The organism is Corynebacterium ihumii (assembly GCF_028609825.1).
Taxonomy (GTDB): Bacteria; Actinomycetota; Actinomycetes; order Mycobacteriales; family Mycobacteriaceae; genus Corynebacterium; species Corynebacterium afermentans.
The window spans coordinates 832,749-857,093 of the sequence record NZ_CP063190.1 but is presented as its reverse complement, the minus strand read 5'-3'; the positions used below and the strand labels follow the sequence as shown (position 1 = coordinate 857,093).

The window sequence follows — 24,345 nt, the reverse complement described above, 5'->3', positions numbered from 1 at the left end:
AACAGTATGTCACTTCCGTCGAACCAGGGGCCAAACGCCACCCACTATGCCGGCGACGAATAGCACTAGCGACCAGCCGGTTGGCGGGAGTATGGCCAGTGAAATGAAAAACGCGCATCCCCACACCCCCAGCGGCGCGAGCGCCCACGTCTGGGACCACAGCCGCGCCGTCTTCGTCAGCACCGCGTTAAACAGCAGCGCCACAACCGCCCAGATCCAGCTGAGGTAGACCACTTCCAGCGCGAGCGAGACCAGTGCGCCGACGCTGAGCCACACTAAACCGGCAACGGCTTCGCCCCGAGAGAAGTCGTCGCGCACGACGGGTTGGGTCATCGCGCGATCCCGGCGAGCAGCGAAGTGCCGTCGTGAAGCGGAAGCCCCGCGCCCAACTGGTAGTGCTCGACGCGCTGGATCGGCTGGATGATCAGGTTGGACAGCGCGTAGTACACCACCGGGCCCGCGGCGAGCGCGGCGTGCGGGTTGACGTCGGTGGTGCGCCCGTCCGCGATCCACAGTTGCGTGGCGTGCGCGCGCATCGCTTCCACCTTGGCGCTGTAGGCGGCGTCGTTGAGCTCGACGCGGATATCGGAGGTGTCCACGCCGTCGAGCTCGCCGTCTTCGGGCAGGCGCCAGCCCTCGGGGGCCTCGGTGGGCATGAGCGCCGCGGTCTCCTCGGCAAGCCGCACCGCCCACATGATTCGCGGGACATCCACACGCTCGGCGGCGGCGTGGGTGATCTCGTGGACGCGGATGTGATCCGGGTGGCCGTAGCCGCCGTCGGGGCCGTAGGTGATCACAAGGTGCGGCTTTTCCGCTTCGAAGATGGCAGCAAGCTTCTCGACGGCCACGTCGCCCGAATTCACAAACGCCCGCGGGTTTCGGCTCGCGGGCGAGCCCGCCATACCGGAGTCACGGAAGCGGCCGGCGCCGCCGAGGAACTGCCCGCGCGCACCGATCGCGTCCAGGGAGCGCCGCAGCTCCTGGATGCGAAAACCGCCGAGCTGGTCCGCTTCATCGACCACGAGGTGCTGATACGGCTCTCCGATGACTTCGCCTTCCTCGCCGAGGGTGCAGGTGACCACCAGCACGTCCGCGCCGCGGGCGGAAAGGTCTGCGAGGGCGCCGGCGGTGGTGATTGCTTCGTCGTCGGGGTGGGCGTGCACGGCGACAACGCGGTAGCCGGAAAGGTCTCGAACGGTCATGGAACCTCCTGAGTTGTTGATCGCCGCTTCACTGTATCGGCTAGCTTCCACTTGCCTGCCGACGACAACCCGCCCGGCCACTGCCCCGGCTGCGTGCCGGCCGCGCGCACCCCGCCCGCGGTGGCGGCAAGGCGCGTTTCGTGCAGCAGAGGCACCCAGAGCGCTTCGCGGTGCTCAATCGCCGCGGCGCGCTCAGCTGCAACGGCGGGCGGAATCTCGCCCGCGAGGATTGCGCGGGCAAACTCGTCGCCGGCCACCGAACAAAAGCCGGCGAGATTTCCGGCGCGGCCGGTCTCCGCAGGGCAGGCGATGCGGCTGGCCAGGGTGTCTGCGGAGTCGCCGTCGTTGCGCCAGTGCACCACAACGTCCACCTCGCCTGCAGGTAAGCTGCGCGCGGCGATGGCGGGCAGCTCGTTGGCCACGATGCGTGCGGGCACGCCGGCGGCGTCCAGCAAATCCACCAGCGAACGCGCGGCCGCGGTGGCCGCTGGGTCCGCGGTGTCGGCTGCCACGCGCAGCACCTTGCCGTCCGCAGCCAGTGCGTGCAGCAGCGCCAGCGAGCCAGGTTCGGTGGGTGCCGCGGCGTGAACGTTGGTGCTGCGGCGGGCGGCGATGTGGGCGAGCAGGGGGACGTCGATAAGCGAACGCACCTCGGCGCGCGCCTGCGCCGAAAGCCCGCTGGTGGCCGAAAGCGTCACACCGAGGGTGCGGGTGCCCGCAAACGTGCGGGTGTCCGCACCCGGGATGAGCCCGAGAACATCCTCGGTGGTGTCCTGCGGCACCATGTCCACGAACGCCAGCTGGCCGCTGCGCAGCTGGTCCGCCACCTGGGTGGTGTCGCGCGCCGCGGCGAGAGTGAGAATGTCAATCGGCGCCGGGTCCGGCCCCCAGAACCTGTCGTTGCGGTTCAGCGTGACGGTGCCGTGCGCGCGGTCCACGCTGCGCACCAGGTAACGCCCCGCGGAGGCGGGGACGGTGTTGCGCAGCGCGTAAGCGAAATCGGCGGCGTCGGCGGCGAGTAAGTGCGACGGTAAAAGGTGCCGAAACAGCACCTTCCAACTCGCCACCGGCTGCGCGAAATCCACGTCCACGACCTTGCCGCCGGGGCCGCTGACTCGCACGTTCGACACCGCGCGGTACGCTGCCGGGCTCACCACGCCGGCGGTTTTTGTCATGCCGCGCCACAGGTAGGCGAAGTCCGCGCCGGTGATCGGGGTGCCGTCGGACCACTGGGCGTTCGGCGCGATGACGTACCGGACCGTGAACGCGTCCGGGGACGTCGGCAGCACCGACGCGCCGACGAGCAGGTTCGGGTCTTTTGCGCCGTCTGCTTGGAACGCGCTGGGCAGGACAAGGTCTGCGATGCCGCGCACCACGGCGGACTCGTCGCCGACTAGGTGCGGGTTGAACCCCGCGCGTACCGGGTCGACGCCGATCTGCGCCTGCGGACGTCCATTGGCCGGTTCCTGGTTGGTGCCTTGCTCCTCGGCGTTGTCTGCGCTGCTAGCGCTGTCTGAGCCGTCGCTATCGGCGTCGCGCTCCGAGACGGCATCCGGGCGGTCCTCCGGTTCCACCAACGGCGGCGGGCCAGGGTTGGCCGCGCACGACGCCACTAGGCAGAGCACGGAAAACGCCGCCGCAGCGCGGGTGGCTGGGCGGCGCGTTCTACTTGGGTGCATGGAAGAACAGGCTAGCTGTTCTTCTGCTTCGCGCGGGAGCGGGCGCGGCCGCGCTCGGTGGCGTTGAGGATGATCTTGCGCACGCGCATCGCCTCGGGTGCAACCTCGACGCACTCGTCGTCGTCGCAGAACTCGATGGCCTCGTCCAGGGACAGGGTGCGGGCCTTCTGCAGCGTGACGGTGGCGTCCGCGGAGGCGGCGCGCATGTTGGTCAGCTTCTTTTCCTTGGTGATGTTGACGTCCATGTCCTCGTCGCGGGAGTTCGCGCCCACCACCATGCCTTCGTAGGCGTCCACGCCCGGCTCGACGAAGAAGTCGCCGCGGTCTGCCAGCTGCTGCAGCGCGTAGGCGGTGACCTGGCCGGAGCGGTCGGCGACCAGGGAGCCGGTCGGGCGGCCCTTGATCTCGCCGGCCCACGGGCGGTGCTCGATGGAGTACGAGTTGGCGATGCCGGCGCCGCGGGTCTCGGTGAGGAAGGTGGTGCGGAAGCCGATCAGGCCTCGCGACGGCACGTCGAACTCCATGCGCACCCAGTCGCCGGAGCCGGCGTTGCCCATCGAGGTCATCTGACCCTTGCGGCTGGCCATCAGCTGGGTGACGGCGCCCTGGTGCTCGGCGGGCACGTCGATGATCATGTGGTCGTACGGCTCGTAGGTCTTGCCGTCGACCTCCTTGGTCACCACCTGCGGCTTGCCCACGGTCAGCTCGAAGCCTTCGCGGCGCATGGTCTCGATGAGCACGGTCAGGGCCATCTCGCCGCGGCCCTGCACCTCCCAGGCGTCAGGACGCTCGGTGGGCAGCACCTTGATGGAGACGTTACCGATCAGCTCCTGGTCCAGCCGGGCCTTGACCATGCGGGCGGTGAGCTTGTCACCGCCGTTGCGGCCGGCCATCGGGGAGGTGTTCACGCCGATGGTCATGGAGATCGCCGGGGCGTCGATGGCGATGCGCGGCAGCGGCTCGACGTTTTCCGGATCGCACAGCGTGTCGCCGATCATGATGTCCTCGACGCCGGAGACGGCGGCGATGTCGCCTGCGACCACGTCGCCGGTGGCCGGGACGCGGTCCAGGCCCTCGGTGACCAGAAGCTCCGCGATCTTGACGTTCTTGACCTGCTGGTTACCTTCGGAATCGTAGTGGACCCAGGCGACGGTCTGGCCCTTCTTCACGGAACCCTTGAACACGCGGATCAGGCCGATACGGCCCAGGAAGGAGGAAGAGTCCAGGTTGGTCACCTGTGCCTGGAACGGCGCGTCGATCTCCGCGGACGGCTCCGGCAGCACGTCGTAGATGACGTCGAACAGCGGCTGCAGATCCTCGTTGTCCGGCAGGTTGCCGTTGCCCGGGTTTTCCAGGGAGGCGCGGCCGGCGCGGCCGGAGGTGTAGAGCACCGGCAGCTCGAGCAGGTTCTCGGCGGCCTCTGCGGCTTCCGGGTCCTCCAGGCCAGCGCCGAGCTCGAGGAGCAGGTCCTGGGCTTCTTCGACGACCTCGTCGATGCGGGCGTCCGGGCGGTCGGTCTTGTTCACGCAGATGATGACCGGTTTCTTGGCTTCGAGTGCCTTGCCGAGCACGAAGCGGGTTTGCGGCAGCGGGCCTTCGGATGCGTCGATAAGCAAGACAACGCCGTCGACCATGGACAGGCCGCGCTCGACCTCGCCGCCGAAGTCGGCGTGGCCCGGGGTGTCAATGACGTTGATGATCAGGTCCGCGCCGTCCTTGCCCTTGCCGGCGCGGCGGATGGCGGTGTTCTTGGCCAGGATGGTGATGCCGCGCTCGGACTCGAGCTCCCCGGAGTCCATCACGCGGTCGCCGTGTTCGCCGTGGTCGCCGAACACGCCGGACTGTTCCAGCATGGCGTTGACCAGGGTGGTTTTACCGTGGTCGACGTGGGCGACGATGGCTACGTTGCGAAATTCAGGGTGCGACACAGAGATAGGTCCTTTGCGTTGGCGGAAATAACGCCTAAACGATACTCCCGCCTGCACTAAATCGCATTATCCCGCCAGCAAACCGGGGCGATGCGCGCGCACGGTTCCCACAGTGATATCCCAGTTCCGCTTGACGTTGTTACGGATGTGACTAATGTGGCGCAAGTGCACAACTACCTTTCACTCTCCAGGACCGTCGTTGCGGCGGTGTGCGCTGCCGGTTTGTTGGTGACCGGAGGCGTCGCCAAGCAAACTGCTTCTGCGCAGTCCTCTTTCCTCGACCCGCTGGGCCGGCCCACGCCCGAGACTGTCGCGCGCGTCAACGCGTTCGCAGATCAGCCTCACGTCCCGCAAAAGGTGGGCAACGCGCTGCGCACCGCGGTGCAGTTCTACGCGGGTGGCGACGAAATCGGCGGCCCGCCCCTGCCTGCGAACGCCCCACGGTTCACCCAGTTCTACTGGCCCACCGTCTCCGGCAACTGCATCGGCGAGGGACTGCACTCCACCGCCTCCGCGATCGCAGTACCCGGGCCCGCCCAGTCCCCCGCCCCGGGCGCGAAGGCCGGCCAAACCACCTTCGTCTTCACCGCGCTGGGCACCCCGGCGGCCGCGAAGGAGCAGGGCGGCATGAAGGTGTACTGGATTAACCTGGCCAATTTCCGCACCGGCGTAACGCCGTTGGACAACAACGGGATTAACCCCACAGGACCGGCCACCGTGTCCGCAACCGCGGACACGGGCTCTGGGCGGGTTCTGGCAGTTGTTGACGGGAGTGTGCGCACCGTCGACAAGGTCTGCCCCTTCGCACCGACCGCCGCATCGATTGACGTGAGGTAACCCATGGCCGCCGATCTACACCCCGTGAAGCAGGAGACGTTCGACACCGCAGCGAACATCAACACCGACCCGAAGGGGTTTTTGCGCGAGGTGGACACGTTCCGCATCACGGACTTTGGCCTGTACATGGGCCGCGGCGCGGACCACCCGGAGTTCGGCTACCTGGAGAGTTGGTTGCTGCCGGAGCTGGGGCTGCGCGCAAACATCTTCCACTTCCGCGAGGGCGCCGGGCGGGAGCAGGACTTCTACTTCGACGTCGCCGACATCGACGTCGACGGTGAGGTGTGGAGCACCCGCGACCTGTACGTCGACCTCGTGTCGCTGACCGGCAACCCGATCGACGTTCTCGACATCGACGAGCTCGCCGCCGCCACCTCTGCGGGCTTCATCACCGCCGAGGACGCCGAGAAGGCTATCGACGTCACGCTGGCCGCCGTCGAAGGCATCACCCGCCACGGCGACGACGCCATGGAGTGGCTGCGCGCCCAAGGCATCGAACTGACGTGGGCCGACAATGTGGAGCTAACCCCGGCCGGTTAATTCACCTTCCGTTAACCCCATCCGCCGCAGCGGCGGGTGGGGTTTTTGCGTTGCACAAATATCATTCACTTTTTCTATAGCTGGGCAGCTATATCAAGAGCGACCAAATGCCGCGATTGACGTGCACTTTTTCAGTTCCATGCAAATTCGCTGAAAAATCACTGGGCATAAAACGCAAAATACTTTGCCAAAGCAATGTGAACTAGATGACACGCGCGGTAGGTTGTGTTCAACCTGATTCACGTCGTGTTTACCAAAACGGTGTCGTGTGCAGGGGCCGCCGGAATCTACCGGCACCATTGCCCGCCTTGGGCAACCGTCGCAAAGCACACTGCGAACGGACGACCTATGAAAGGAACTGACCATGAGCAAACGCCTCCGCGTCGCGGCTCTCGCCGGCCTCTCCTCCATCTCCCTCGTCCTCGCCTCCTGCTCCTCGGACGGAAACACCGAGGGCACAACCGCAGGTGGCGGCCAAGACACCGCGAACACCAAGTCTAAGAACTCTGGCGACAACGGCGAGAAGCTCGAAGTCAACGCCGCGGGCGACTACAACCCGCTCGAGCGCGACCAGATCCAGGACGGCGGCGAACTCACGCTCGCGATCACCGAAATCGCCGAGCAGCAGAATATGTTCCACGCGAACATGAACCTGTACACCCGTTCTCCCAGGATGCAGCGCAGATGAACTCCGCGCAACGACGCGAGGCGCGAAAGAACATCCAGATGGTCTTCCAGGACCCGATGAGCTCGCTCAACCCGCGCATGACGGTCAAGGAAATCATCCAGGAGCCGCTGGACGCCCTCGGCTACGAGGGCGACAAAGACGCCCGCATCTCCGAGCTGATGCGCACGGTGGGTCTAGACGCGAAGCAGATCGACCGTTTCCCCGGGCACTTTTCCGGTGGCCAGCGCCAGCGCATCGGCCTGGCCCGCGCGTTGGCGACCAACCCGTCCGTGATCGTGCTGGATGAGCCGGTCTCGGCGCTCGACGTGTCCATCCAGGCCGGCGTGATCAACCTGCTGGATTCGCTCAAGCGCAAGCTGGGCCTGTCCTACCTGTTTGTCGCCCACGACCTGTCGGTGGTGCGCCACCTGTCGGACCGCGTGGCGGTGATGTACAAGGGCGACTTTGTGGAGTTCGGCGACACCGACGACGTCTTCGACAACCCGCAGCACCCCTACACCAAGGCGTTGTTGTCTGCGATTCCGATCCCCGATCCGGACGCGGAGCGTGCGCGCGAGCGCACGGTGTACAAGCCGGAGGAGGTCACACCCTCCTAACCTCCACGTCCACGGGGAGTACGGGCAGGAGTTTTTCCTGCTCGGCCCACATGTCCCACCAAGGCGCGTAGCCCGGGTCCCGCTTCAGGGCCCGGGCTTTTCGCGTCGCATCGGCCGCGGTCACCCTCAGCGTGTCCACGTCCCCGCGCGCTTTCGCCTTGCTTATCGACGCCTCCGTCACCGCCCCCACCCCCTCCACCACGAGGTCCGCGCCGGGCACCAACGGCACCCATTCTGCACGTCTATCCTGCTCCCAATCCCAGCGCCAGAACCCGGGTGCAACCGGGTCGAGGACGTCGTCGGCGACCATCCGGGCACCCTCGGCCAGCCCGCCCCAGCCTGGGTAGAAATCGTCCAAGTGCACCACCTGGATGCCTAGCACGAAGCCGATGTGGTTGGCGAGGGTGGTTTTGCCGGAGCCCGAGGGGCCGTCGATAAGCAGGGTGTACGTCATCGCACCGCCCACACCGGGCGAAGGTAGCCGGTCGCCCACGCAAGCGCGAGAGCGGCGAGCGCGACGGCGAGGCAGGCGGCCATGACCGCCCAGTCCCGGGAGTGCAGCTTGGATTCGCGCGCCCAGGAGCGCTTGTTCGGCCCGCCGAAGCCGCGCGCTTCCATGGCGGTGGCGAGCTTGCCGGCGCGGCGCAGCGACATCACCAACAGGCCGAAGGACAGGGAGAACCAGTACTTGATTTTCCCCTGGTCGGCAATGCCGCGGGCGCGGCGGGAGCGGCGCATGGCATCGAGGTCGTCGCGCAGCAGCGTGAGCATGCGAAGTGCCGCGACGGTGCCGATGACGAAGCGTTCCGGCAGGTGCAGCACTTGCGCGAGCCCGTCGCCCAGGTCGGTGGGGTCCACGTCCGCAGACAGCAGCACCACCGGCAGCGCGATCGCGAGCACGCGCAGGATCACCGCCCACGCCAGCGACACGGACAGCTCGGTGACTTGCACCAGTCCCCACTCGAGGTAGGTTTCCCCGCCTGCCTGGCCGTAGAGCGCCATGGGGATACCCGCCAGCGGCGCGATGAGCAGGATCGGCAGTGCGCGCTTGAAAAAGCGGCCGTAGCCCAGACCGCACACAGGCACCATGAGCAGCGTGAACGCGAGCACGCAGGTGGCGGAGACCCAGTCGATGGTCAACATCAGCGGCGTGGTTAAAAGCACCAGGCCGAGGATGCGGGTAACGGGGTTGATGCCGCGCAGCAGGTTCATCGGCCATCTCCCTCAGCGTCCGAGCTTGCGAGGACGCGTTCCACGTGGTCGCCCAGCGAGGCGATGAACGCCTCGTCGTGGGTGATGGACATGACGGTCACGCCCTGCTCCCTCAGCTCGCGGATCAGGCCGACGAGTTCGACGAAGGTGCGGTCGTCTTGGCCGAACGTGGGCTCGTCCAGGATGAGCAGCTGCGGGGCGTTGACCAGCGCGGTGGCCACCGACAGGCGTCGCTTTTCGCCGCCGGAGAGGGTGAACGGGTTCGCGTCCACCAGGTGCTCCAGGCGCAGGCGGTGCAACAGGTCGTCGATACGCTCCCGCGGCGCGCCGGACAGCGCCATCTCCTCGCGCACGGTGGCGGTGACGAACTGGTGCTCCGGTTCCTGGAACACATACCCTATGCGGCTGGCCAGATCCTTCGACGACCATGTAATCGACGGGGAGGCCAGCCCCTGCCGGATCGTCTCCGAGTACTCAACTTCGCCCTTTTCCGGCGGGGTCAAGCCCGCCAACACCTGCACCAGCGTGGTCTTGCCGGAGCCGTTCTCACCGGTAATCACGGTGGAATACCCCTCCGGCGCGTGCATGGTGCGCGGCGGGCCGAAACGTGTGAGCACCTCCTGCGTTGCGACGGCCGCAGGCACTCCCCGTGGCACCTTCTTCGCCGGCGGCAGGGCCGGGGCGTCCGGCAGCTCGTCGGCGCTGATGCGGGAAAGGCCCGTCTGGTCCAGGCGGTAGTAGGTCTGAACTACGTGCGCCCAGTGCTTCGGGCGGTGCTCCACCACGATCAAGGTGGCGCCGGTGCGCTGGCAGACGCGGTCCACCGCGGCGATGACCTCGTCGCGCCCGCGCGGATCCAGGTTGGCGGTGGGCTCGTCCAGGATGAGGATGTCCGCCCCCATCGCGATCACGCCCGCCAAAGCCAGGCGCTGCTTCTGCCCGCCGGACAAGTGCGCGGTGCGGTGGTCCAGGGGGATGTCGAGGCCCACGGCGTCGAGGGCGCGCTGCACACGCGGCCAGATTTCCTCGCGGGGTACGCCGAGGTTCTCGGCGCCGAAGGCGACGTCGTCGCCCACCCGCGACAGGATCGTCTGCGCCTCCGGGTCCTGCAGCACCATGCCGACGGTCCCGTCCACGTGTAAGGTGCCGGCGCGGCTGCCGTCCTCGGAGTCGTCGATAAGCTTGGCAATCACCGCAAGCAACGTGGACTTGCCCGAGCCCGAATCGCCGGTGATGAGCACCCGCTCCCCTCGCGCGATGTCGAGGTCGACGTTGCGAAACGCGGGCTGCGGGCGCGTGGCGTGCTGGTAGGAAAGCCCCCGCGCCGAGATGGCCAGCGACATTTACGCGGCTGTGGTGAAGCGCTCGCGGCCAGCGCCGAAGCGGTCCAGTGCGCCGGTCTGCGCCAGCGCCTTGACCAGGTAGTAGGCCGCCACGCCCGCGAGGACCGCACCGGAAATGATCAGGCAGGCCAGGTAGATGAGGTTGAACTGCAGGCTCATCGCCAGGTTCGGCGTGAGGAACAGCTCCAGGATGAACGCGCCGATACCAGCGCCGATACCGGAGAGCACCGCCGTGGACAGGCCAAAGCGGCGGTAAGCAAAGATCAGGAAGATCAGCTCGGCGCCGAAGCCCTGGGCCAGACCCGAGTAAAGCGTCTCAATGCCCCACTGGCTGCCAAGTACCGCGGAAACGGATGCGGCGACAACCTCGACGAACACCGCGGCACCCGGCTTCCGGATGATCAGGCCGCCAAGCACACCGCCGGTGAACCAAATGCCGGTGACCAGACCACCGAGGCCCGGGGTCAGGGCGTCGAGCGCCTTAAACCCCGCATCACCGATGCTGTTCCACACCCAAAACAGCAGGCCGCAGGCCACGCCAAGGACGGCGGCGGTGACAATGTCCACCACGCGCCAGGAGTTGTTCTTCGGTGCGGCAGAGTTTGCAGGCGCAGTCATGTGCGAATCTTCCTTCCTATCGCCGGCATTACCCGGATCAGGTTCAACGGTTCGCCGAAGCGCTTCGGCATCTCAGCCACCGCATTTTCCGCGGTAGCACCCGTGTGGGCATTCAATTGTTGAAATGATGCTACATCATCGGCTGGGCGGCTCCGTCTCGGAGGCTGTGAAGCTTTGCCCCGACCCGTCGCCGCGCTGCCACTGCACGGTCAGCCCGTCCCGGGCACCGAAGCGCACGAGGTGCGTGCCGACGACGCGTTCGATGCGCTCGACAGCGTCGGCGGTGCCGTCGATACGCAAGTGCAGCACCCCCTCTCCCGCAGCGAGGCTGCACCGAGTGCTCTCACCCGCGCCGTCTTGCGCGCGGAACGTAATCGCGCCTTCGCGGGTGGTGTCGTCCCACGTCGCCTCGACCTTCCTGCTGAAGTGGGAAGCCAGCTGTTTGGCGTAGCGCTCGGGGCGGGCTGTTTTCACGTTTGCCTGGGATATTTTCATGCCCACAACCTAGCAGAGGTTAGGCAATCCTTACCCCGTAGGCTTAAAAACTTTCGCTCTATAGGTGCGGCCCGATGAAACTGACGCGTTGCCTTACACTGTGGGACCGTGGTGCTCACACCCGCTACTCATGTCACCCGTTCGAAAGGATCCACATGGCCGGTGGCCTACTCGCCCTGCTCGATGACGTCGCCTTGATCGCGCGCCAAGCCGCCGCGAGCATCGACGACGTCGCGGGCATGACCGCAAAGACATCCTCGAAGGCCGCCGGCGTGGTCATCGACGATGCTGCGGTGACCCCGCAGTACATCGACGGGGTCACGCCGGCGCGCGAGCTGCCGATGATCTGGCGCATCACCAAAGGCTCGCTGCGCAACAAGCTGGTCTTCATTTTGCCGGTCGCGCTGCTGCTCAACGCGTTCGCGCCGTGGGCGCTGACCCCGATTCTCATGCTCGGCGGCACCTACCTCGCGTTCGAGGGTGCCGAAAAGATCGCCCACAAGCTGTCCTCTAACGACGACGAGGAAGCCGAGAAGGCGGCCAACAAGTCCGACCAGGACGAAGACACGCTGGTCAACAGCGCTATCCGCACGGACCTGATCTTGTCCACGGAGATCATGTTCATCTCCCTCGATGAGGTCAAGGATCAGTCGGTGTGGATGGAAGCCGCCGTGCTGGTCGCGGTGGCGATCTTCATCACCATCGCCGTCTACGGCGCCGTGGCGCTGCTGGTCAAGATCGACGACATCGGCCACGGCATGATCAAGCGCGGCAACGCCGAAAACACCGGCCGTGCGCTGGTCAAGGGCATGCCGTACGTGCTCAACGCCATCGGCATCATCGGCACCGTGGCAATGCTCTGGGTGGGCGGCCACCTGCTCATCCGCGGCTTCGACGAGGTCTTCGGCTGGCACTGGCCGCACGACGTCATCGCCATGGGTCAGGAGGCCGTCGGCGGCGGCGCGCTGGGCTGGCTGGTGGATACCGGCGTTTCCCTGGTGGCGGGCCTTATCGTCGGTTTCATTGTGCTGGGCGTGGTGCAGCTGGTGAAGAAGTTGCGCTAACGCCTGCCTACAATTCGCCCCATGGCAGCCAAGCAGTACTCTCTCGCCCCGTCCACGTGGGGTGCCGGCGTGGAAGTCCCGGTGGACCACGTCTCGCAGGCCGCCCTCTTCTCCGATTTCGCGGGCCGCAGGGGCACCACGTACGTCGACGTGGTGTTGGAGGCGAACCCGCTGAACCGCTCGTGGCGCGTGCGCCGTCGCAGCGGCGGCGAGCTGCCTGGTCCTGTGCTCGGCGAGGTCGCGCCCGAGTGGCGCGCCCACTTCGATGAGGTGGAGCGCGTCCACTCGTCGTTTCTGCAGCCCGCAACGGTGGCCGCGGTCAGCCTGAATGAAGACACGGGGCGTTTCGAGGTGCACGTGGTGCTGCCGGAGCCGCAGCTCGCGGTGCCGCGCAACAACGCACCCGAGGAAGCTGCGGTGCTACTGCCGGGAGACATGCTGGTCGTCGACACTTCCGTCGGCGAGTTCTCAGCCGATGAGCTTGCGGCCCGCTCCCCCGGCCAGTGGTTCGTGGGGCTTTTGCCTATCGACGGCACCGCGCTGGCCACCCTCGACGGCCGCGTCCTCGGCGCTATTGCCGGGCCCGACGGTGAGGCCGTGCTGGAGTGGCTGACGGGCTTTCCCAACGGCGGGCTGTGGGCGCGCGCGGTTGTCCTGGGCGGCATGGCGGCCCTCGACGCCGGCGCCCCGGACGAGGGCATTGAGAACATCCCCGCCTTGAGTACTGCACCGCAGCGCCGCCCGGAGCCGTGGCAGCTGATCGAGTTTCCCGGCGGCGGCTGGGCCGTCACCGTGGAGCGCGACTTCGCCACCGACCCGGCCGACACAGTCAAACCGAAACACACCGCCCGGTACGTCTCCCTCGGCGGCGGCGCACGCCCCGAAGAAGTTGCCGCGCCGACGGAGATGTTCGGCCGCGTGGACGAGCCTGGCGAAACCGAGGCGCCGAAGCGACCGGAGCCGACGGCAGTTGCGGCGCAAAACACCCGGGGCGGCTACCTTACCGAAGTGGAGAAAGTCCAGCTCAGGAGGAAAAATAGGAAGCGTCGGCGGGGCGGACGCCACCGTCGATAAGCGAAAGCCCCTAGGCTCGGACGTGGAACACTTCCAACAACCGAGGAGGCATGATGGCTGACAAGGGCCCCAACCCGTTTGTGGTGGACATTGAGAAGGCGACGCTGGACAACGAGGCGTTCCGCGACACGCTGTGGACCGGCAAGAACCTGCAGCTGACCGTGATGACCATCCCGGTCGGCGGCGAAATCGGCGCCGAGATCCACGACGACCACGACCAGTTCCTCCGCCTCGAGGAAGGCGAACTGCGCGCACAGATCGGCCCGTCCGAGGACGACCTGGAAATCGACGAAGTGGTCAAGGCCGACTGGGCCGCATTCGTGCCGGCCGGCAAGTGGCACAACTTTGTCAACGAATCCGACGCGCCGGCGAAGCTGTACTCCATCTACTCCCCGCCGGAGCACGCCCCCGGCACCCGCCACGAAACCAAGGCGGACGCGGATAACGACCCGCAGGAAACCGACGCTGTGTAAACAGCGCTGTGTAAAACTGGCGAAAGCCCGGAAACGCGAAGGTTCGTTTCCGGGCTTTTTCAAACGCCAACTCGGGCGCGTATCCGGTGCTAGAGTGCTCTCTGGTTCTGAAATGTCTCACCAAAACCTGTAGAAAAGGCGAGCCCCATGCGCACCCAGACAACCCCGAAGATCCTTCTCAGCGCAGGTGTGGCCAGCGCCCTCGCGCTGACGGCCGTGACCGCGCCCCAGGCGCATGCGGAATCGAGCCTGTCCAGCCTTTCATCTTCCTCCGGCACCCCCGCGAAGAAGAAGCGCGAGAAGAAGCCGTGGGTGCCCGTGGAGCCGCCGAAGAAGACCGCGTCGAATCCGCTGCGGCTGCCCAACGGCACCACCATCCAAATCATGGACGACGTGCTTGGTAAATACTCCGCCCACACCGGGTTCCGCAGCGGCGACCTGGGTGCGATGGCGCCGATGGGCAACGGCGAGTTCGCCATGATCTTCGGCGACTCCTTCCGCGGGGATTTCGGCCAAGGGTGGATGAGCCCGGTCGGCGTGGTGGCCACCATGGACGAGGACGGTTTTATCAAGATCCTGCGCCCCATCGACAACACCTCCGAGGTCAGCGACATGATCTCGTACCGCCGCATCAACCAAAGCACCCTGATTCCGTCCGACGTGATCAACATCGACGGCACGCTGTACCTGCACGGCACCTTCCATGCCCCCGCCTTCGGCGACGTGGTTTCCTCCAACGTGTGGAAGTCCGACGATGGCGGTAAAACCTGGAAAGAAATCAGCTCCACCCGCGGCAATCACATGGGCGGTGTGACGCAACTGATTAGCTGGGACGAGGGCCCGGACGGCTACATCTACGCCACCACCACCAAATTCGGCCGCGATTCGGCGGTGTACCTGTTCCGGTTCAAGCCGGAAGACATTGACAACCCGGGCAACTGGGAGGGCTACAGCGCCTCGATCGACGATTGGACCGATCGCGCCGAAGCGATCTTGGAGGACAACGTGAAGGCCGGCGAGATGTGTTTGCGCTACATCGACGGCCACTGGGTTCTGGTCATGTTCAACGAGGACTCGCTGAGCGTCGAGGTGCGCATCTCCGAGACTTTGGAACGCGACTGGGACGACGTCCGGGTAGCCAAGATCGCACGGCACGGGTCCTGGGACAGCAAGCAGACCCCGCTGAACTGGTCGCAGCCCTACGGCGGCTACATCGTGCCGGGCTCGCACCTGGACGACATGGACATTGTGGTCTCTCAGTGGAACACCACCGACAACAGCCGCTACACCGCCACCCAGTTCAACGTGAAGGGGCTGGACAAGGTGTACGGCATCGACGCGGACGAGGTGCGCGAGGAGCCCGAGGTCACTGTAGTCAAGCAGGGGTCGGAGTCCACCACCGACATGGAGGCTGAGGACAACCTGGTCAACGACAAGCCCGAGCTGTTCTTGTCCTCGGAGGACAGCAACACGCTGAGTACCCTGCGCACCGTCGGCATCATTCTGGGCGTGCTCGCGGCCATCGGCGCCATCGGGGCGGTGACGCTGCCGATGTACAGGGACATGCTGCCGGAGCCGATCCAGCAGATGCTGCCGTTCTAGGCCCGGTATCATCTCCCCGGTGCGTCAAACCTCAACTCGTTCACCGTGGCCGGCCCTGTGGTCGATGATGCTCGGGTTTTTCATGATCCTGGTGGATTCCACCATTGTTTCGGTGGCGATCCCCGCGATCTCAGAGGGCCTCGATGCCTCCTATAACGAGGTCATCTGGGTCAACTCCGCGTACCTTTTGGCATACGCGGTGCCGCTGTTGATCACTGGCCGCCTCGGCGACCGTTTCGGCCCCCGAACCATCTACTTGGCCGGCCTGGCGCTGTTCACGGCGTCGTCGCTGGCGTGCGGGTTGGCCTCCACCTCGGCTGGGCTGATCGCCGCCCGCGCGTTCCAGGGCTTTGGTGGTGCGATGGTCACGCCGCAAACCATGTCGGTGATGATTCGCACGTTCTCTCCGAAGGAGCGCGGCGGGGCGATGGGTGTGTGGGGCGCCACGGCTGGCCTTGCCACCGTCACGGGTCCGCTGTTGGGCGGTGTGCTTGTCGACGCCTCCGGTTGGCCCTGGATCTTCTTCGTCAACGTCCCCGTCGGTGTGCTCGGCCTCGTCCTGGCGTGGATCTACGTGCCGCGCCTGGACAAGACCAACCGGCACTTCGACTGGGTGGGCGTGGGGTTAAGCACCGTGAGCATGTTCTGCATGGTCTTTGGTATCCAGGAGGCGGAGAACTTCAACTGGGACTGGCGCGTGTGGGCGCTGGTACTTGTCGGCGCGGCGACGATGGTGCAGTTTTTCCGCTGGCAGTCCAGGCAGGGCGGCAGCGCGCTAGTGCCGTTGGCGTTGTTCCAGGACCGCAACTTTTCTCTCGCCGGCGCCACTATCTCCACGGTGGGCTTCGCTATTTCCACCTACATCATCCCGTGGATGATCTACGTGCAGACGGTGCAGGGCTTTACCCCCACTCAGGCGGCGCTGCTGGTGCTGCCGTCGGGTGTGGTCTCCGGTCTGCTGTCGCCGTGGGTTGGCAAGCTGACCAACACGCACGACCCGAAGCCCTTCGCTATCACCGGCCTCACCTTGGCGGCGGCGTCGATGGGCGTCTCGGCGCTGATCACCACCCCGGCGGTGGACCCGCGCTGGATGTACGCCATCGCCGTGGTCTATGGCGTGGCCAACTCGCTGATGTGGGGTCCGCTTTCCATGATCGCCACCCGCAACTTGGACCCGCGCCTGGCCGGCGCTGGCTCGAGCGTGTACAACACCACCCGCCAGATCGGCGGGGTGATCGGGTCGGCGGCGATCGCGGCGATGATGTCGTCGCAGCTCGCCGCCAAGCTTGGCGACGGAGCCGGCGCGGGCGACATGGCCACCGCGGGTCAGGCGACAGGCCCGCTGCCGGAGGCGCTGCACGAACCGTTCGCGCTGGCAATGGGCAACTCGATCTGGCTGCCGTGCGCCGTCATCGCGGCAGGCGCCGTGGTCGCGTGCTTCTTCGCAAGGACGAAATCCTGGAACGATTAACAGCGCCTAGTTGTCCATGATGCGGATGCGGTCCCAGAAATCGGTGTCGTCGCGCTGGTAGACCACCCTGTCGGTTTTGAGGCGGTCTTCCCAAAGGTAGAAGAACTCGAAGTGCTGCGGCTTCACGCACCACAGGTTGAACCGCTCCCCGTCCACCTTTCGGTGAGCGGTCCCTTTCACGCGCACGGAGCGCCGCAGCGGCTGCCACCAAAAGGTGAGCGCGGCCGCCCATGTGGTTTCCAGTTGTTGGACCTTGGCGGTGTTCTTGCCGGTGCCGAAGTGGAAGCCGTCTGAATCCAGGTGGAGCAGGTCCATGATGCGCGCGTCTGGGTGCCCGTGCTTGTCGACAGTTGCAACCGCCGTCGCGCTGACATCGAGCATTCCCGCTTCCACGGCTTCCATGAACCAGGCCGCGAACAGCTCATTCGGGTCGCGAGGCAGCGAGGTGAAGTCAGGGGCGACAATGGGGGCCTGGGAGGTTTCCAGTTCCCCGATGTAGTCCCGTGACAGATAAACCATGCTGTGATCGTACCAACCCCGCCTACCCCCGGGTCCTCGATTCGGGTGCGATACCGGCCACACAACAGGTATGCATACTCCCATGTCCAACCACCGCCGCCGTAAGCCGCGCACTCGGAAGAAACGCATCAAGGGCACCTACCCCATCGACACCGGCACGGCCAGCATCGTCGCGGACCCTGAACGCGACGGCGCGTACGTGTTGGAGGTCAACCGGGTGCCGTCGTCGTACGTCGTACCCGGCGCGCCGGAGGTGCTGGGGTACGACTACATGCGGTGGATCGCGGACTTCATCGAGGCCGCGAGCGTTCCGGAACCGTTTATTGCAGTGCACCTGGGCGCGGCCGGTTGCGCGCTGCCGAGCTATGTGCAGCACCGGTGGGACAGCCGCAACATCGCCGTCGAGTTGGACCGGGGGTTGGCCCACCTGGTGCGCGACGCGTTTGATCCGCCGGTAGAGATCGCTGTCGCAGAAGCGCGTGCGTTCACCCACGCGCTCGCGCCCGGATCGGTGGACGTGATCGTGCGCGACGTCTTCGCCGGTGCCGACACTCCCCGCCCGCTGACAACGGTGGAGTTCTACCGGGCGGCGTACCGCGCCCTGACCCCCGGGCGGGCTATTCGTGGTCAACGTCGGCGATGTGGCTGGCCTGCCCCGCGCCCGCGCCACTGTCGCCGGGCTGCAAGAGGTTTTCGCCAATACCGCCGCGACGTTTACGGGCCGCGGCTACGGCAACGTCGTCGTAGCCGCGTCCGATGCGCCGCTCCCTGACGCTCAATTGCCTATCGACGGCGCTTCGCCCCTGCACGACTAGCCCCTAGAGCTCGAGCTCAGTGCCCAGACTGGGCTGGTAGAACGCGGCCCGCTGCGCGGTGAGCTCCTTGAAGTGAGGCGAGGTGACCTCCTGTAGCGCGGCGATGTAGCCCGGCACGATGCGTTTGGGCAGGCGCAGCCCCATGGTCAGGTGCGGGATCCAGCGCTCGCCGCGGCCCTCCGGGTTCGCGCTGCTGACGGCCCGGGCTGCACGCTCGAGCTCCTCCGGCGCCTCGAGCAGCCAAGCAACGGTCTGTTTGGACTTGGTGCCGAAGATGGCGAGACCGGAACGTCGTAAAGCTGCAGGCAACACGGGCGGTAGAAGGTCCGTCGCCGCGGCGATGGCGCGGCGGTGCATGGCAGGCGCGAAGGTGACGGAGATGTGCGGGCGCTGGTGCTGCTGCGGGAAGCCGCGCCCGGCGAGCTCGGCGTAGATCTCGCGCACGGCTTGCTCTTCGGCCTCGGGCAGGCGCAGCAGAATGTTCTCGGGCGACACCGATTGCTCCTCACACTTCCCAACGGACCTGGCTGGGGTCCTTGTCCTCGCGCCAACCTCTCCATGATGCCTGGCGCACCTTTCGGTCTGCGGTAGCGCCAGCGAGCTGCACCTCAGCGACGTACTTCGGGCTCACCCACCAGGCGTCTTTCGCGTCTGGGGCGGGGATCTCTATCGGCGGAGTTGTGCGCTCGACGCGGCGCAGCTTGCGGCCGATGTCGGCGAGCTGGGAGTTGGAAAAACCGGTGCCCACACGCCCCGCGTAACGCAGCTCGCCGCCCTCGTCGGGCACCGCGACCAGCAGCGATGCGATGCCGCGCTTGCCGGTACGCACGCCCACGACCACCACCTCCTGGTGCAGGGCGCGCTTGACTTTCAGCCACACGCGGGAGCGCTCCCCCGGCGCGTATTCGGCGTCGGTGCGCTTGGCCACCACACCCTCCAGCCCGAGTTCCTCGGCGGCGCGCCATGCGGTGTCGAAGGAGCCGGTGGTTGCGGGCGGGATGACCACGTGTTCGGTTTCGTCGAGACGCTCGAGCAGCTCGCGGCGGGCGTGCCAGGGTGTGCCGGTCAGGTCCCGACTACCCAGGCGCAGAAGGTCGAAGACCATGTAGCGGAGCTGCGCCTCTGCGCCGTGCTGGTCGGCGCGGTGTAGGGCGGAGAAGTCTGGTTTTCCGTTGGCGTCGAGGGCGACGAGTTCGCCGTCGAGGCAGCCGCCGTCGATAAGCAAATGCGCAAGCTCGTCCGTGTGTGGGAACAGGTGCGTGTAGTCCTTGCCGCTGCGGCTGCGCAGGCGGACCGTGCCGCCGTGTGCCGCGAGGATGCGGTAGCCGTCCCACTTCATCTCGTAGGCGAACTCGGTGCCGTCGTGTTGTTCGAGGGTGATGTCGCCGCGGGTGGCCGCGGTGGGCAGCATCGGTGCCAGCGGCGTTGTATCGGGGGCGGCGCTGGGCTGATCGCGGGTGAGCTTGAGCAGCCAGTGCTTTCCGTCGGTGCGGATGAGCGCGAAGCGGCGCGGGATACCGCCCAAACCGCCGCTGTCGCGGCCGTGGAGGATGGCGATGATCTCGTCTTCGCGCCACTTTTCTATCTCGCAGGTGCCGATGTCCCAGATTTTCACCGTGCCGGCACCGTACTGGCCTTTCGGGATTTCGCCTTCGAACTCGGCGTATTCGATCGGGTGGTCCTCGGTCTGAACGGCAAGCCGGTTGATATCGGTTTCCAGCGGCGGGCCCTTCGGCACCGCCCAGGAGACGAGCACCCCATCGTACTCCAGGCGGAAGTCCCAGTGCAGGTGGGAGGCGTCGTGCTCGCTGATGACGAAGATCGGCTCGCCCGCGCGCGGGGTCGGGGCGGCGTCGGGCACGGGCTCGCCGGTTTTTGTTTTGTCGCGCATGGAGCGGTACGTGGCCAGCCCGTCCTCCCCCGGCGCGCCGAGGGTCGCAATGGGGTCGAGCCCGTCCTCCACCCGCGCGATGACCTCGTCGAGCTCCAGTTGCCGCAGCGCCGGGTCCGCGATCTCCTCCCACGTGCGCGGCGCCGCCACCGTGGGGCGCTCGCGTCCGCGTAGCGAGTACGGGCTGATGGTGGTTTTCCTCCCGTTGTTCTGGCTCCAGTCGATGAACACGCGCCCCTTGCGCTCGGCCTTCGCCATGGCGGCGGTGACGCGGTCCGGGTGCGCGCGCTGCAGGTGCTGCGCGAGGGTTTTGGCCACTTTGGCCACGGCGTCGGCGTCGCTGGTGCCGTCCAGACCCGCGTAGAGGTGGATGCCTTTGGATCCCGAGGTCACCGGCGCGCAGGTCAGCCCCATGTCTTCAAGGATCTCGCGGCACTCCAGCGCGATTTCCGCGGTGTCGTGTAATTCGACGCCGGAGCCCGGGTCCAGGTCCAGCACCAGCCGGTCAGGGTTCTGCAGTTTGCCGTCCGCGCCGAAGCGCCACTGCGGGGTGTGCAGCTCTAATGCCGCGACTTGGGAAAGCCATGCGAGGGTGGCGGAGCCGTCGATAAGCGGATACGCGTTGACGCTTGTGGTGTGCTGGATGGTGCCGGTTGGCACCCACTCGGGCGCCGAATCCTCGAGGTCTTTGCGGAAGAAGCTTTGCTTATCGACGCCTTCGGGCCACCTCTTCCTGGTCACCGGCCTCCTATTGGCTTGAGGGACGAGCACTTCGGCAACAGCCTGGTAATAGCGCATGACATCGGCCTTAGTGGTGCCGGTGGCCGGGTAGAGCACCTTGTCTAAGTTGCTCACGGTGAGCTCGCGGCCGCCGACGCGCACCTTCTGGTCATTGCCCATGGCCCCACTGTAGAGGCGTGCGTAGAGTGAGGCGCATGCGCGCAGTTTGGACCGGTTCCGTCACATTCGGCCTTGTCAACGTCCCCGTCAAAGCGTACGGGGCGACCGAGGACCACGATTTGTCATTCCACCAAGTCCACGACAAAGACGGCGGGCGCATCCGCTACGAACGGCGCTGCGAGGTCTGCGGCGAGAAGGTGGAGTACAAGCACATCGACAAAGCGTTTGAAGAAGACGGCGACACCGTCGTGATCACCGACGAGGACTTCGACTCCCTGCCCGAAGCCGACAACGACGAGATCGAAGTCGTGCAGTTTGTGCCCGCGGACCAGATCGACCCGTTGATGCTGGAGAAGTCCTACTACCTGGCGCCCGAGGGCAAAACGCCGAAGTCGTACCTGCTGCTGCGGCAGACCCTGCTGGATTCGGAGCTGATCGCCGTGGTGCGCTTCGCCCTGCGGCAAAAGACCCGGCTGGGCGTGCTGCGGGTGGTGAACAAGGTCATCGTGCTGCAGGGCCTGATGTGGGCCGACGAGGTACGCGAGCTCGACTTCGACGACGAGTTCAAGGGCACGAAATCGCGGGCGAAGATCGGCGAGAAGGAGCTGAAGCTGTCTAAGCAGCTGGTGGAGTCCTACGCCTCCGACTTCACGCCCGAGGAATTCGAAGACGACTACCAGGCGGAGCTGCGCAAACTCGTCGACGCGAAGTTCGAGCAAGGCGAGACCCTGGACACCGAGGCGACGTTCGGCGCGGAGGGTTCAGATGACGGTTCCGAGGACGACGATGACAACGTGGTGGACCTGATGGCCGCGCTGAAGGCGTCGCTGGACAAGCGCGACGGCGGCGGGAAGTCTGGTTCCGGGAAGGGCAAGAGCGCCTAGCTCCACTGCGGGTTGTCCACGTCCACGCCTTCGGCCGCCGCGTGGGCGGTGACCAGCTCCAGCAGGTAGTCCTGGGCACCGTTGTAGGCCTCGTGGAAACGCGGGTCGCCCACGTACATGCGCGCGAGGATGAGCTGGCGCGCCGGGGTCACGTCGTACCACTGGGCGATGCTGGCGCGGTGCCGCTCCACCAGGGCTTCGGCTTCCGGTGAGCCGGGCGCTACGCCGGCGTCGCGAGCGTTGACCAAATCCGTGGCGAGCGCGTCCTGTTCTTCCTGCAAGCGCTTGAAGTCGCCTTCGCCCATCTGCGAGAGCTTTTCCTGGGACTGCGCCCACTCCGGGGTATCGCCCCAGCGCTGTTCGGCTTCTTCCTGGTAGGCGGGCATATCCTCGCCGAGGTACTTCTTCATTGCGTCCATGTCGATAGATCCTTTCGGTGCGTTATCAATGAGGTGCTGGACAGATGCGAGCTGGGCGTCGAGGGCGCGCCGTCGAGAAGCAAGTGCTTCCCGGTGGTGTTTGAGGGCGCGGGTGAGGGTGGCCCCGGAGGCGTCGAGAAGCTGCGCGATCTGCGCAAGCGGCACGCCGACGCCGCGGTAGAGGGCGATGGCCGCGCCGCGCTCGAGGTCCGCCTCGCTGTAAACGCGGTGGTCGGCCCACGTGCGCGCGGGTGCGATGAGGCCGAGCGCCTCCCAGTGGCGCAGCGCCTTGGTGGAAACCCCGAGAGCCTCGGCGGCCTCGCTGATCGTGTACTCGATACCATCTGTCATGACTGCGATTGAACAGCTTGCCGCAGGGGCAAGTGCAAGTTGGGAGCGATGATGGACGAAATCCGCGTGGGCGACGCCGAGCGTTCGGACGCGCTGGACCGGCTGGGCACGCTATTCGCGGACGGCTACCTGGATGTGGGCGAGTTTGAGGAACGCACAGGTCAAGCGGCGGTTGCACGCACGCGCGGGGAGCTTTCAATGCTTTTCGACGACCTCCCGGCCGAACCCGTGAGATTGGAGAAGCACGATCCGTCTGAGGTTGAACTGGAGGAAAAACTCGCCGCGAAGCGGAAGCTGGACACCGCGACATACACCACGCTGATCGGTGGCCTGGCGGTGTTTTTCGTGCTGCAGATCGGGCTCGATCTCGACTACGCCTGGGTGGTGTGGCCGGTGGTGGGCATTCTGGTGGTCGCTTGGTACACCGTCTTCGATATCTCCGACGAGGAGGACGAGATCCTCGAGGAACTGCTGGAGAAGGAACGCTCCGATCGCGCCGAGCGGCTGAAGCTCGCCGCCGAGCGCCGCAAAGAGCTCGGGAAATAGCCGAGAGTTTCCTGTGCGCGCCGGTTAGAGTGGGTGCATGATGTTGCGACGCGCGGTGGCGCTTGGTGTTGTTGGTTCCGTTCTCACTGTTGCCGGCTGCGCGGGTGGTGGCGAGCAGGAAACGGTGATGGTGACCTCCACGCAGTGGGTGGATGCAGACACCGGCGAGGCCGCTGACGCGGAAGAGCCGGCCGCGTCTGAGGGGGATGCCGGGTCCGAGGGACCCTCGCTTGGCGCAGATTGGCAAAGCGAGTACGAGTGGGTCATCAACCACCCCGGCGACTACCCGGTGAACTCAGCCGCGCAGTACACCCCGGACGGGACCTACGAGTACGCGCTCGTCGAGGCCACCGGCGGCGGTACGCCCGAACTCCTCCTCGCAGTCGGCGGCAGCGACACCTCCCCGGTAATCGTGTTTACTATCGGCGACGATGGCAAGGCGCGCGCGTCCACAGACGTGCTGGTCATGGGCGCGCCGGGCAACGGCGGCGGGCGTTTGGCGGTGTGGGCGTCTGAAGGTGGCAACGGGGTGTACCAGATCTCCGGGTCCTCGCTGGGCAAGGAGTCCGTCTCTGAGCTGTTTACGTTGTCCGGCACGTCGCTTAGCGGCGGCGCGAAGGAGAGCTTCCCCAGCGACAGCCACCTGCCGGATCACCTGCTCATCGACTGGATTCCGGTGAGCAACCCGCAGCCGCTTCACGACGGCAACCTCACCGTCCTCCCACCCTCCGGCGAAAGTGCGCGTGGCTCCGCGACTGCCGCGGAGAACGGCCCGGCAGTAGTTGACGCAAACGGCAACGCCGTGTTCACCGGAAACGTCGAGGCCTGGTCGACCGAGCAGGCACGCAACGGCCGCCCGGCACCGAACGACGAGGACCCGGACAACGTGTACTACGTGCTGGTCTTCGACTCCCCTGTGAGCGTCACCGCGAACAAGGCGGGATCGCAGGTCGCTCAGGAAAGCCCTTTCGCTCGCCTCGGCGCGATCGAGTACACCAAGTACGGCACGAGTGACCGCACGAACGGCTGGGACCAGTACGTCGGAAAGCGGGTGCGGCTGCACGTGCCTGCTGGACACTTCGGCTATTCCTCCGACGCAAGCCTTCCTTTCGGCAGCCAGCTCGGCCTTGGCCCCAGCGATATTGAAGTGCTGAATTAACTTTTATTCGAACGGGTGTGCTATTTCTGGGACGGCCGT

25 protein-coding genes, 1 pseudogene and 1 riboswitch are annotated in these 24,345 nt (G+C 66.2%); of the genes and pseudogenes, 13 read left to right on the top strand and 13 right to left on the bottom strand.

The window, feature by feature from the left end:
• Positions 1-9 precede the first annotated feature (9 nt).
• From CIHUM_RS04345 to typA, 4 genes are read right to left on the bottom strand one after another with little or no spacing between them, the layout of a single operon-like run.
• A complete protein-coding gene (locus tag CIHUM_RS04345; RefSeq protein ID WP_034999691.1) occupies positions 10-333 on the bottom strand; it encodes a hypothetical protein in 324 nt (107 codons plus the stop codon).
• On the bottom strand, positions 330-1,202 hold the full coding sequence (gene mshB, locus CIHUM_RS04340; RefSeq protein ID WP_034999690.1) for an N-acetyl-1-D-myo-inositol-2-amino-2-deoxy-alpha-D-glucopyranoside deacetylase: 873 nt from the start codon (positions 1,200-1,202) through the stop codon (positions 330-332). The genes CIHUM_RS04345 and mshB overlap by 4 nt, the downstream gene beginning before the upstream one ends.
• A complete protein-coding gene (locus CIHUM_RS04335) occupies positions 1,199-2,881 on the bottom strand; it encodes an ABC transporter substrate-binding protein (protein WP_051106464.1) in 1,683 nt (560 codons plus the stop codon). Before CIHUM_RS04335 ends, mshB begins: the two co-directional genes overlap by 4 nt.
• Before the next feature lie 11 nt (positions 2,882-2,892).
• Positions 2,893-4,809, bottom strand: a complete 1,917-nt coding sequence (typA, locus tag CIHUM_RS04330) for a translational GTPase TypA (RefSeq protein WP_034999688.1) — start codon at positions 4,807-4,809, stop codon at positions 2,893-2,895.
• Positions 4,810-4,974: 165 nt separating this feature from the next.
• Between typA and CIHUM_RS04325 the strand changes: the two genes are divergently transcribed.
• The 4 genes and pseudogenes from CIHUM_RS04325 to CIHUM_RS04310 all read left to right on the top strand — a co-directional run.
• Entirely contained in the window at positions 4,975-5,646 is a 672-nt protein-coding gene (locus tag CIHUM_RS04325) for an Rv1157c family protein (protein ID WP_101494254.1), read from the top strand.
• A gap of 3 nt (positions 5,647-5,649) precedes the next feature.
• On the top strand, positions 5,650-6,186 hold the full coding sequence (locus CIHUM_RS04320) for a ribonuclease FAU-1 family protein (protein WP_034999685.1): 537 nt from the start codon (positions 5,650-5,652) through the stop codon (positions 6,184-6,186).
• A gap of 364 nt (positions 6,187-6,550) precedes the next feature.
• A complete protein-coding gene (locus CIHUM_RS04315; RefSeq protein WP_034999683.1) occupies positions 6,551-6,874 on the top strand; it encodes a hypothetical protein in 324 nt (107 codons plus the stop codon).
• Positions 6,859-7,470, top strand: a pseudogene (locus CIHUM_RS04310) (ATP-binding cassette domain-containing protein); the annotation flags it as partial. The gene CIHUM_RS04315 and the pseudogene CIHUM_RS04310, both read left to right, overlap by 16 nt.
• Here CIHUM_RS04310 and CIHUM_RS04305 read toward each other — a convergent pair.
• From CIHUM_RS04305 to CIHUM_RS04285, 5 genes are all read right to left on the bottom strand, one after another.
• Positions 7,457-7,924, bottom strand: a complete 468-nt coding sequence (locus CIHUM_RS04305; protein WP_273680241.1) for a nucleoside/nucleotide kinase family protein — start codon at positions 7,922-7,924, stop codon at positions 7,457-7,459. The pseudogene CIHUM_RS04310 and the gene CIHUM_RS04305 sit on opposite strands and share 14 nt — an antisense overlap.
• Positions 7,921-8,682, bottom strand: a complete 762-nt coding sequence (locus tag CIHUM_RS04300; RefSeq protein ID WP_034999679.1) for an energy-coupling factor transporter transmembrane component T family protein — start codon at positions 8,680-8,682, stop codon at positions 7,921-7,923. Before CIHUM_RS04300 ends, CIHUM_RS04305 begins: the two co-directional genes overlap by 4 nt.
• Positions 8,679-10,025, bottom strand: a complete 1,347-nt coding sequence (locus CIHUM_RS04295) for an ABC transporter ATP-binding protein (RefSeq protein WP_034999677.1) — start codon at positions 10,023-10,025, stop codon at positions 8,679-8,681. The genes CIHUM_RS04300 and CIHUM_RS04295 overlap by 4 nt, the downstream gene beginning before the upstream one ends.
• Positions 10,026-10,643: an ECF transporter S component gene (locus CIHUM_RS04290; protein ID WP_034999675.1), complete on the bottom strand. Its 618-nt coding sequence runs from the start codon at positions 10,641-10,643 to the stop codon at positions 10,026-10,028.
• Positions 10,640-10,757: riboswitch (TPP riboswitch) on the bottom strand. It overlaps the preceding gene by 4 nt.
• A gap of 21 nt (positions 10,758-10,778) precedes the next feature.
• Positions 10,779-11,138: a DUF2218 domain-containing protein gene (locus CIHUM_RS04285; RefSeq protein WP_034999674.1), complete on the bottom strand. Its 360-nt coding sequence runs from the start codon at positions 11,136-11,138 to the stop codon at positions 10,779-10,781.
• Between the two features lie 155 nt (positions 11,139-11,293).
• Here CIHUM_RS04285 and CIHUM_RS04280 point away from each other — a divergent pair, with 155 nt between their 5' ends.
• From CIHUM_RS04280 to CIHUM_RS04260, 5 genes are all read left to right on the top strand, one after another.
• Entirely contained in the window at positions 11,294-12,202 is a 909-nt protein-coding gene (locus tag CIHUM_RS04280) for a DUF808 domain-containing protein (protein WP_034999672.1), read from the top strand.
• Between the two features lie 21 nt (positions 12,203-12,223).
• Positions 12,224-13,276 (top strand): hypothetical protein, encoded by a 1,053-nt coding sequence (locus CIHUM_RS04275; protein ID WP_034999669.1) that lies wholly within the window; start codon positions 12,224-12,226, stop codon positions 13,274-13,276.
• 53 nt (positions 13,277-13,329) lie between these two features.
• A complete protein-coding gene (locus tag CIHUM_RS04270) occupies positions 13,330-13,749 on the top strand; it encodes a cupin domain-containing protein (RefSeq protein WP_081634465.1) in 420 nt (139 codons plus the stop codon).
• Positions 13,750-13,896: 147 nt separating this feature from the next.
• Positions 13,897-15,351: a DUF4185 domain-containing protein gene (locus CIHUM_RS04265; RefSeq protein ID WP_051106463.1), complete on the top strand. Its 1,455-nt coding sequence runs from the start codon at positions 13,897-13,899 to the stop codon at positions 15,349-15,351.
• A 19-nt stretch (positions 15,352-15,370) separates the two neighbouring features.
• A complete protein-coding gene (locus tag CIHUM_RS04260) occupies positions 15,371-16,822 on the top strand; it encodes a DHA2 family efflux MFS transporter permease subunit (RefSeq protein ID WP_034999664.1) in 1,452 nt (483 codons plus the stop codon).
• A gap of 6 nt (positions 16,823-16,828) precedes the next feature.
• Here CIHUM_RS04260 and CIHUM_RS04255 read toward each other — a convergent pair whose 3' ends face one another.
• The gene (locus CIHUM_RS04255; protein ID WP_034999662.1) at positions 16,829-17,341 is read right to left on the bottom strand and encodes a pyridoxamine 5'-phosphate oxidase family protein; all 513 of its coding nucleotides are present in this window, start codon (positions 17,339-17,341) and stop codon (positions 16,829-16,831) included.
• 82 nt (positions 17,342-17,423) lie between these two features.
• Here CIHUM_RS04255 and CIHUM_RS04250 point away from each other — a divergent pair, with 82 nt between their 5' ends.
• Positions 17,424-18,113 carry a spermidine synthase gene (locus CIHUM_RS04250; protein ID WP_051106461.1) on the top strand — a complete coding sequence of 230 codons (690 nt, stop codon included), beginning with the start codon at positions 17,424-17,426 and terminating at the stop codon, positions 18,111-18,113.
• 46 nt (positions 18,114-18,159) lie between these two features.
• Here CIHUM_RS04250 and CIHUM_RS04245 read toward each other — a convergent pair whose 3' ends face one another.
• Together CIHUM_RS04245 and CIHUM_RS04240 are read right to left on the bottom strand one after the other, a co-directional pair.
• The gene (locus CIHUM_RS04245; protein WP_034999660.1) at positions 18,160-18,651 is read right to left on the bottom strand and encodes a 2'-5' RNA ligase; all 492 of its coding nucleotides are present in this window, start codon (positions 18,649-18,651) and stop codon (positions 18,160-18,162) included.
• A 10-nt stretch (positions 18,652-18,661) separates the two neighbouring features.
• Positions 18,662-20,947, bottom strand: coding sequence for an ATP-dependent DNA ligase (locus tag CIHUM_RS04240; RefSeq protein ID WP_034999657.1), 2,286 nt, complete (start codon positions 20,945-20,947; stop codon positions 18,662-18,664).
• A gap of 35 nt (positions 20,948-20,982) precedes the next feature.
• Here CIHUM_RS04240 and ku point away from each other — a divergent pair, with 35 nt between their 5' ends.
• Entirely contained in the window at positions 20,983-21,831 is an 849-nt protein-coding gene (ku, locus tag CIHUM_RS04235; RefSeq protein ID WP_051106460.1) for a non-homologous end joining protein Ku, read from the top strand.
• Here the strand turns inward: ku and CIHUM_RS04230 are convergent.
• A complete protein-coding gene (locus tag CIHUM_RS04230; protein ID WP_034999655.1) occupies positions 21,828-22,601 on the bottom strand; it encodes a MerR family transcriptional regulator in 774 nt (257 codons plus the stop codon). The genes ku and CIHUM_RS04230 overlap by 4 nt on opposite strands.
• Positions 22,602-22,649: 48 nt before the next feature.
• Here CIHUM_RS04230 and CIHUM_RS04225 point away from each other — a divergent pair, with 48 nt between their 5' ends.
• Both CIHUM_RS04225 and CIHUM_RS04220 read left to right on the top strand, forming a co-directional pair.
• A complete protein-coding gene (locus CIHUM_RS04225) occupies positions 22,650-23,147 on the top strand; it encodes a DUF1707 SHOCT-like domain-containing protein (protein WP_034999653.1) in 498 nt (165 codons plus the stop codon).
• Positions 23,148-23,184: 37 nt separating this feature from the next.
• Complete coding sequence (locus CIHUM_RS04220) at positions 23,185-24,306, top strand: hypothetical protein (RefSeq protein ID WP_148363852.1); 1,122 nt, start codon at positions 23,185-23,187, stop codon at positions 24,304-24,306.
• The last annotated feature ends 39 nt before the right edge of the window (positions 24,307-24,345 follow it).

What these genes read in the sequence shown, in the direction of transcription:
- CIHUM_RS04345 (WP_034999691.1), bottom strand. Translation starts at nt 333, where the DNA reads ATGACCCAACCCGTCGTGCGCGACGACTTCTCTCGGGGCGAAGCCGTT.
- mshB (WP_034999690.1), bottom strand. Translation starts at nt 1,202, where the DNA reads ATGACCGTTCGAGACCTTTCCGGCTACCGCGTTGTCGCCGTGCACGCC.
- CIHUM_RS04335 (WP_051106464.1), bottom strand. Translation starts at nt 2,881, where the DNA reads ATGCACCCAAGTAGAACGCGCCGCCCAGCCACCCGCGCTGCGGCGGCG.
- CIHUM_RS04320 (WP_034999685.1), top strand. Translation starts at nt 5,650, where the DNA reads ATGGCCGCCGATCTACACCCCGTGAAGCAGGAGACGTTCGACACCGCA.
- CIHUM_RS04315 (WP_034999683.1), top strand. Translation starts at nt 6,551, where the DNA reads ATGAGCAAACGCCTCCGCGTCGCGGCTCTCGCCGGCCTCTCCTCCATC.
- CIHUM_RS04305 (WP_273680241.1), bottom strand. Translation starts at nt 7,924, where the DNA reads ATGACGTACACCCTGCTTATCGACGGCCCCTCGGGCTCCGGCAAAACC.
- CIHUM_RS04300 (WP_034999679.1), bottom strand. Translation starts at nt 8,682, where the DNA reads ATGAACCTGCTGCGCGGCATCAACCCCGTTACCCGCATCCTCGGCCTG.
- CIHUM_RS04295 (WP_034999677.1), bottom strand. Translation starts at nt 10,025, where the DNA reads ATGTCGCTGGCCATCTCGGCGCGGGGGCTTTCCTACCAGCACGCCACG.
- CIHUM_RS04290 (WP_034999675.1), bottom strand. Translation starts at nt 10,643, where the DNA reads ATGACTGCGCCTGCAAACTCTGCCGCACCGAAGAACAACTCCTGGCGC.
- CIHUM_RS04285 (WP_034999674.1), bottom strand. Translation starts at nt 11,138, where the DNA reads ATGAAAATATCCCAGGCAAACGTGAAAACAGCCCGCCCCGAGCGCTAC.
- CIHUM_RS04280 (WP_034999672.1), top strand. Translation starts at nt 11,294, where the DNA reads ATGGCCGGTGGCCTACTCGCCCTGCTCGATGACGTCGCCTTGATCGCG.
- CIHUM_RS04275 (WP_034999669.1), top strand. Translation starts at nt 12,224, where the DNA reads ATGGCAGCCAAGCAGTACTCTCTCGCCCCGTCCACGTGGGGTGCCGGC.
- CIHUM_RS04270 (WP_081634465.1), top strand. Translation starts at nt 13,330, where the DNA reads ATGGCTGACAAGGGCCCCAACCCGTTTGTGGTGGACATTGAGAAGGCG.
- CIHUM_RS04265 (WP_051106463.1), top strand. Translation starts at nt 13,897, where the DNA reads ATGCGCACCCAGACAACCCCGAAGATCCTTCTCAGCGCAGGTGTGGCC.
- CIHUM_RS04255 (WP_034999662.1), bottom strand. Translation starts at nt 17,341, where the DNA reads ATGGTTTATCTGTCACGGGACTACATCGGGGAACTGGAAACCTCCCAG.
- CIHUM_RS04250 (WP_051106461.1), top strand. Translation starts at nt 17,424, where the DNA reads ATGTCCAACCACCGCCGCCGTAAGCCGCGCACTCGGAAGAAACGCATC.
- CIHUM_RS04240 (WP_034999657.1), bottom strand. Translation starts at nt 20,947, where the DNA reads ATGGGCAATGACCAGAAGGTGCGCGTCGGCGGCCGCGAGCTCACCGTG.
- ku (WP_051106460.1), top strand. Translation starts at nt 20,983, where the DNA reads ATGCGCGCAGTTTGGACCGGTTCCGTCACATTCGGCCTTGTCAACGTC.
- CIHUM_RS04230 (WP_034999655.1), bottom strand. Translation starts at nt 22,601, where the DNA reads ATGACAGATGGTATCGAGTACACGATCAGCGAGGCCGCCGAGGCTCTC.
- CIHUM_RS04225 (WP_034999653.1), top strand. Translation starts at nt 22,650, where the DNA reads ATGATGGACGAAATCCGCGTGGGCGACGCCGAGCGTTCGGACGCGCTG.
- CIHUM_RS04220 (WP_148363852.1), top strand. Translation starts at nt 23,185, where the DNA reads ATGATGTTGCGACGCGCGGTGGCGCTTGGTGTTGTTGGTTCCGTTCTC.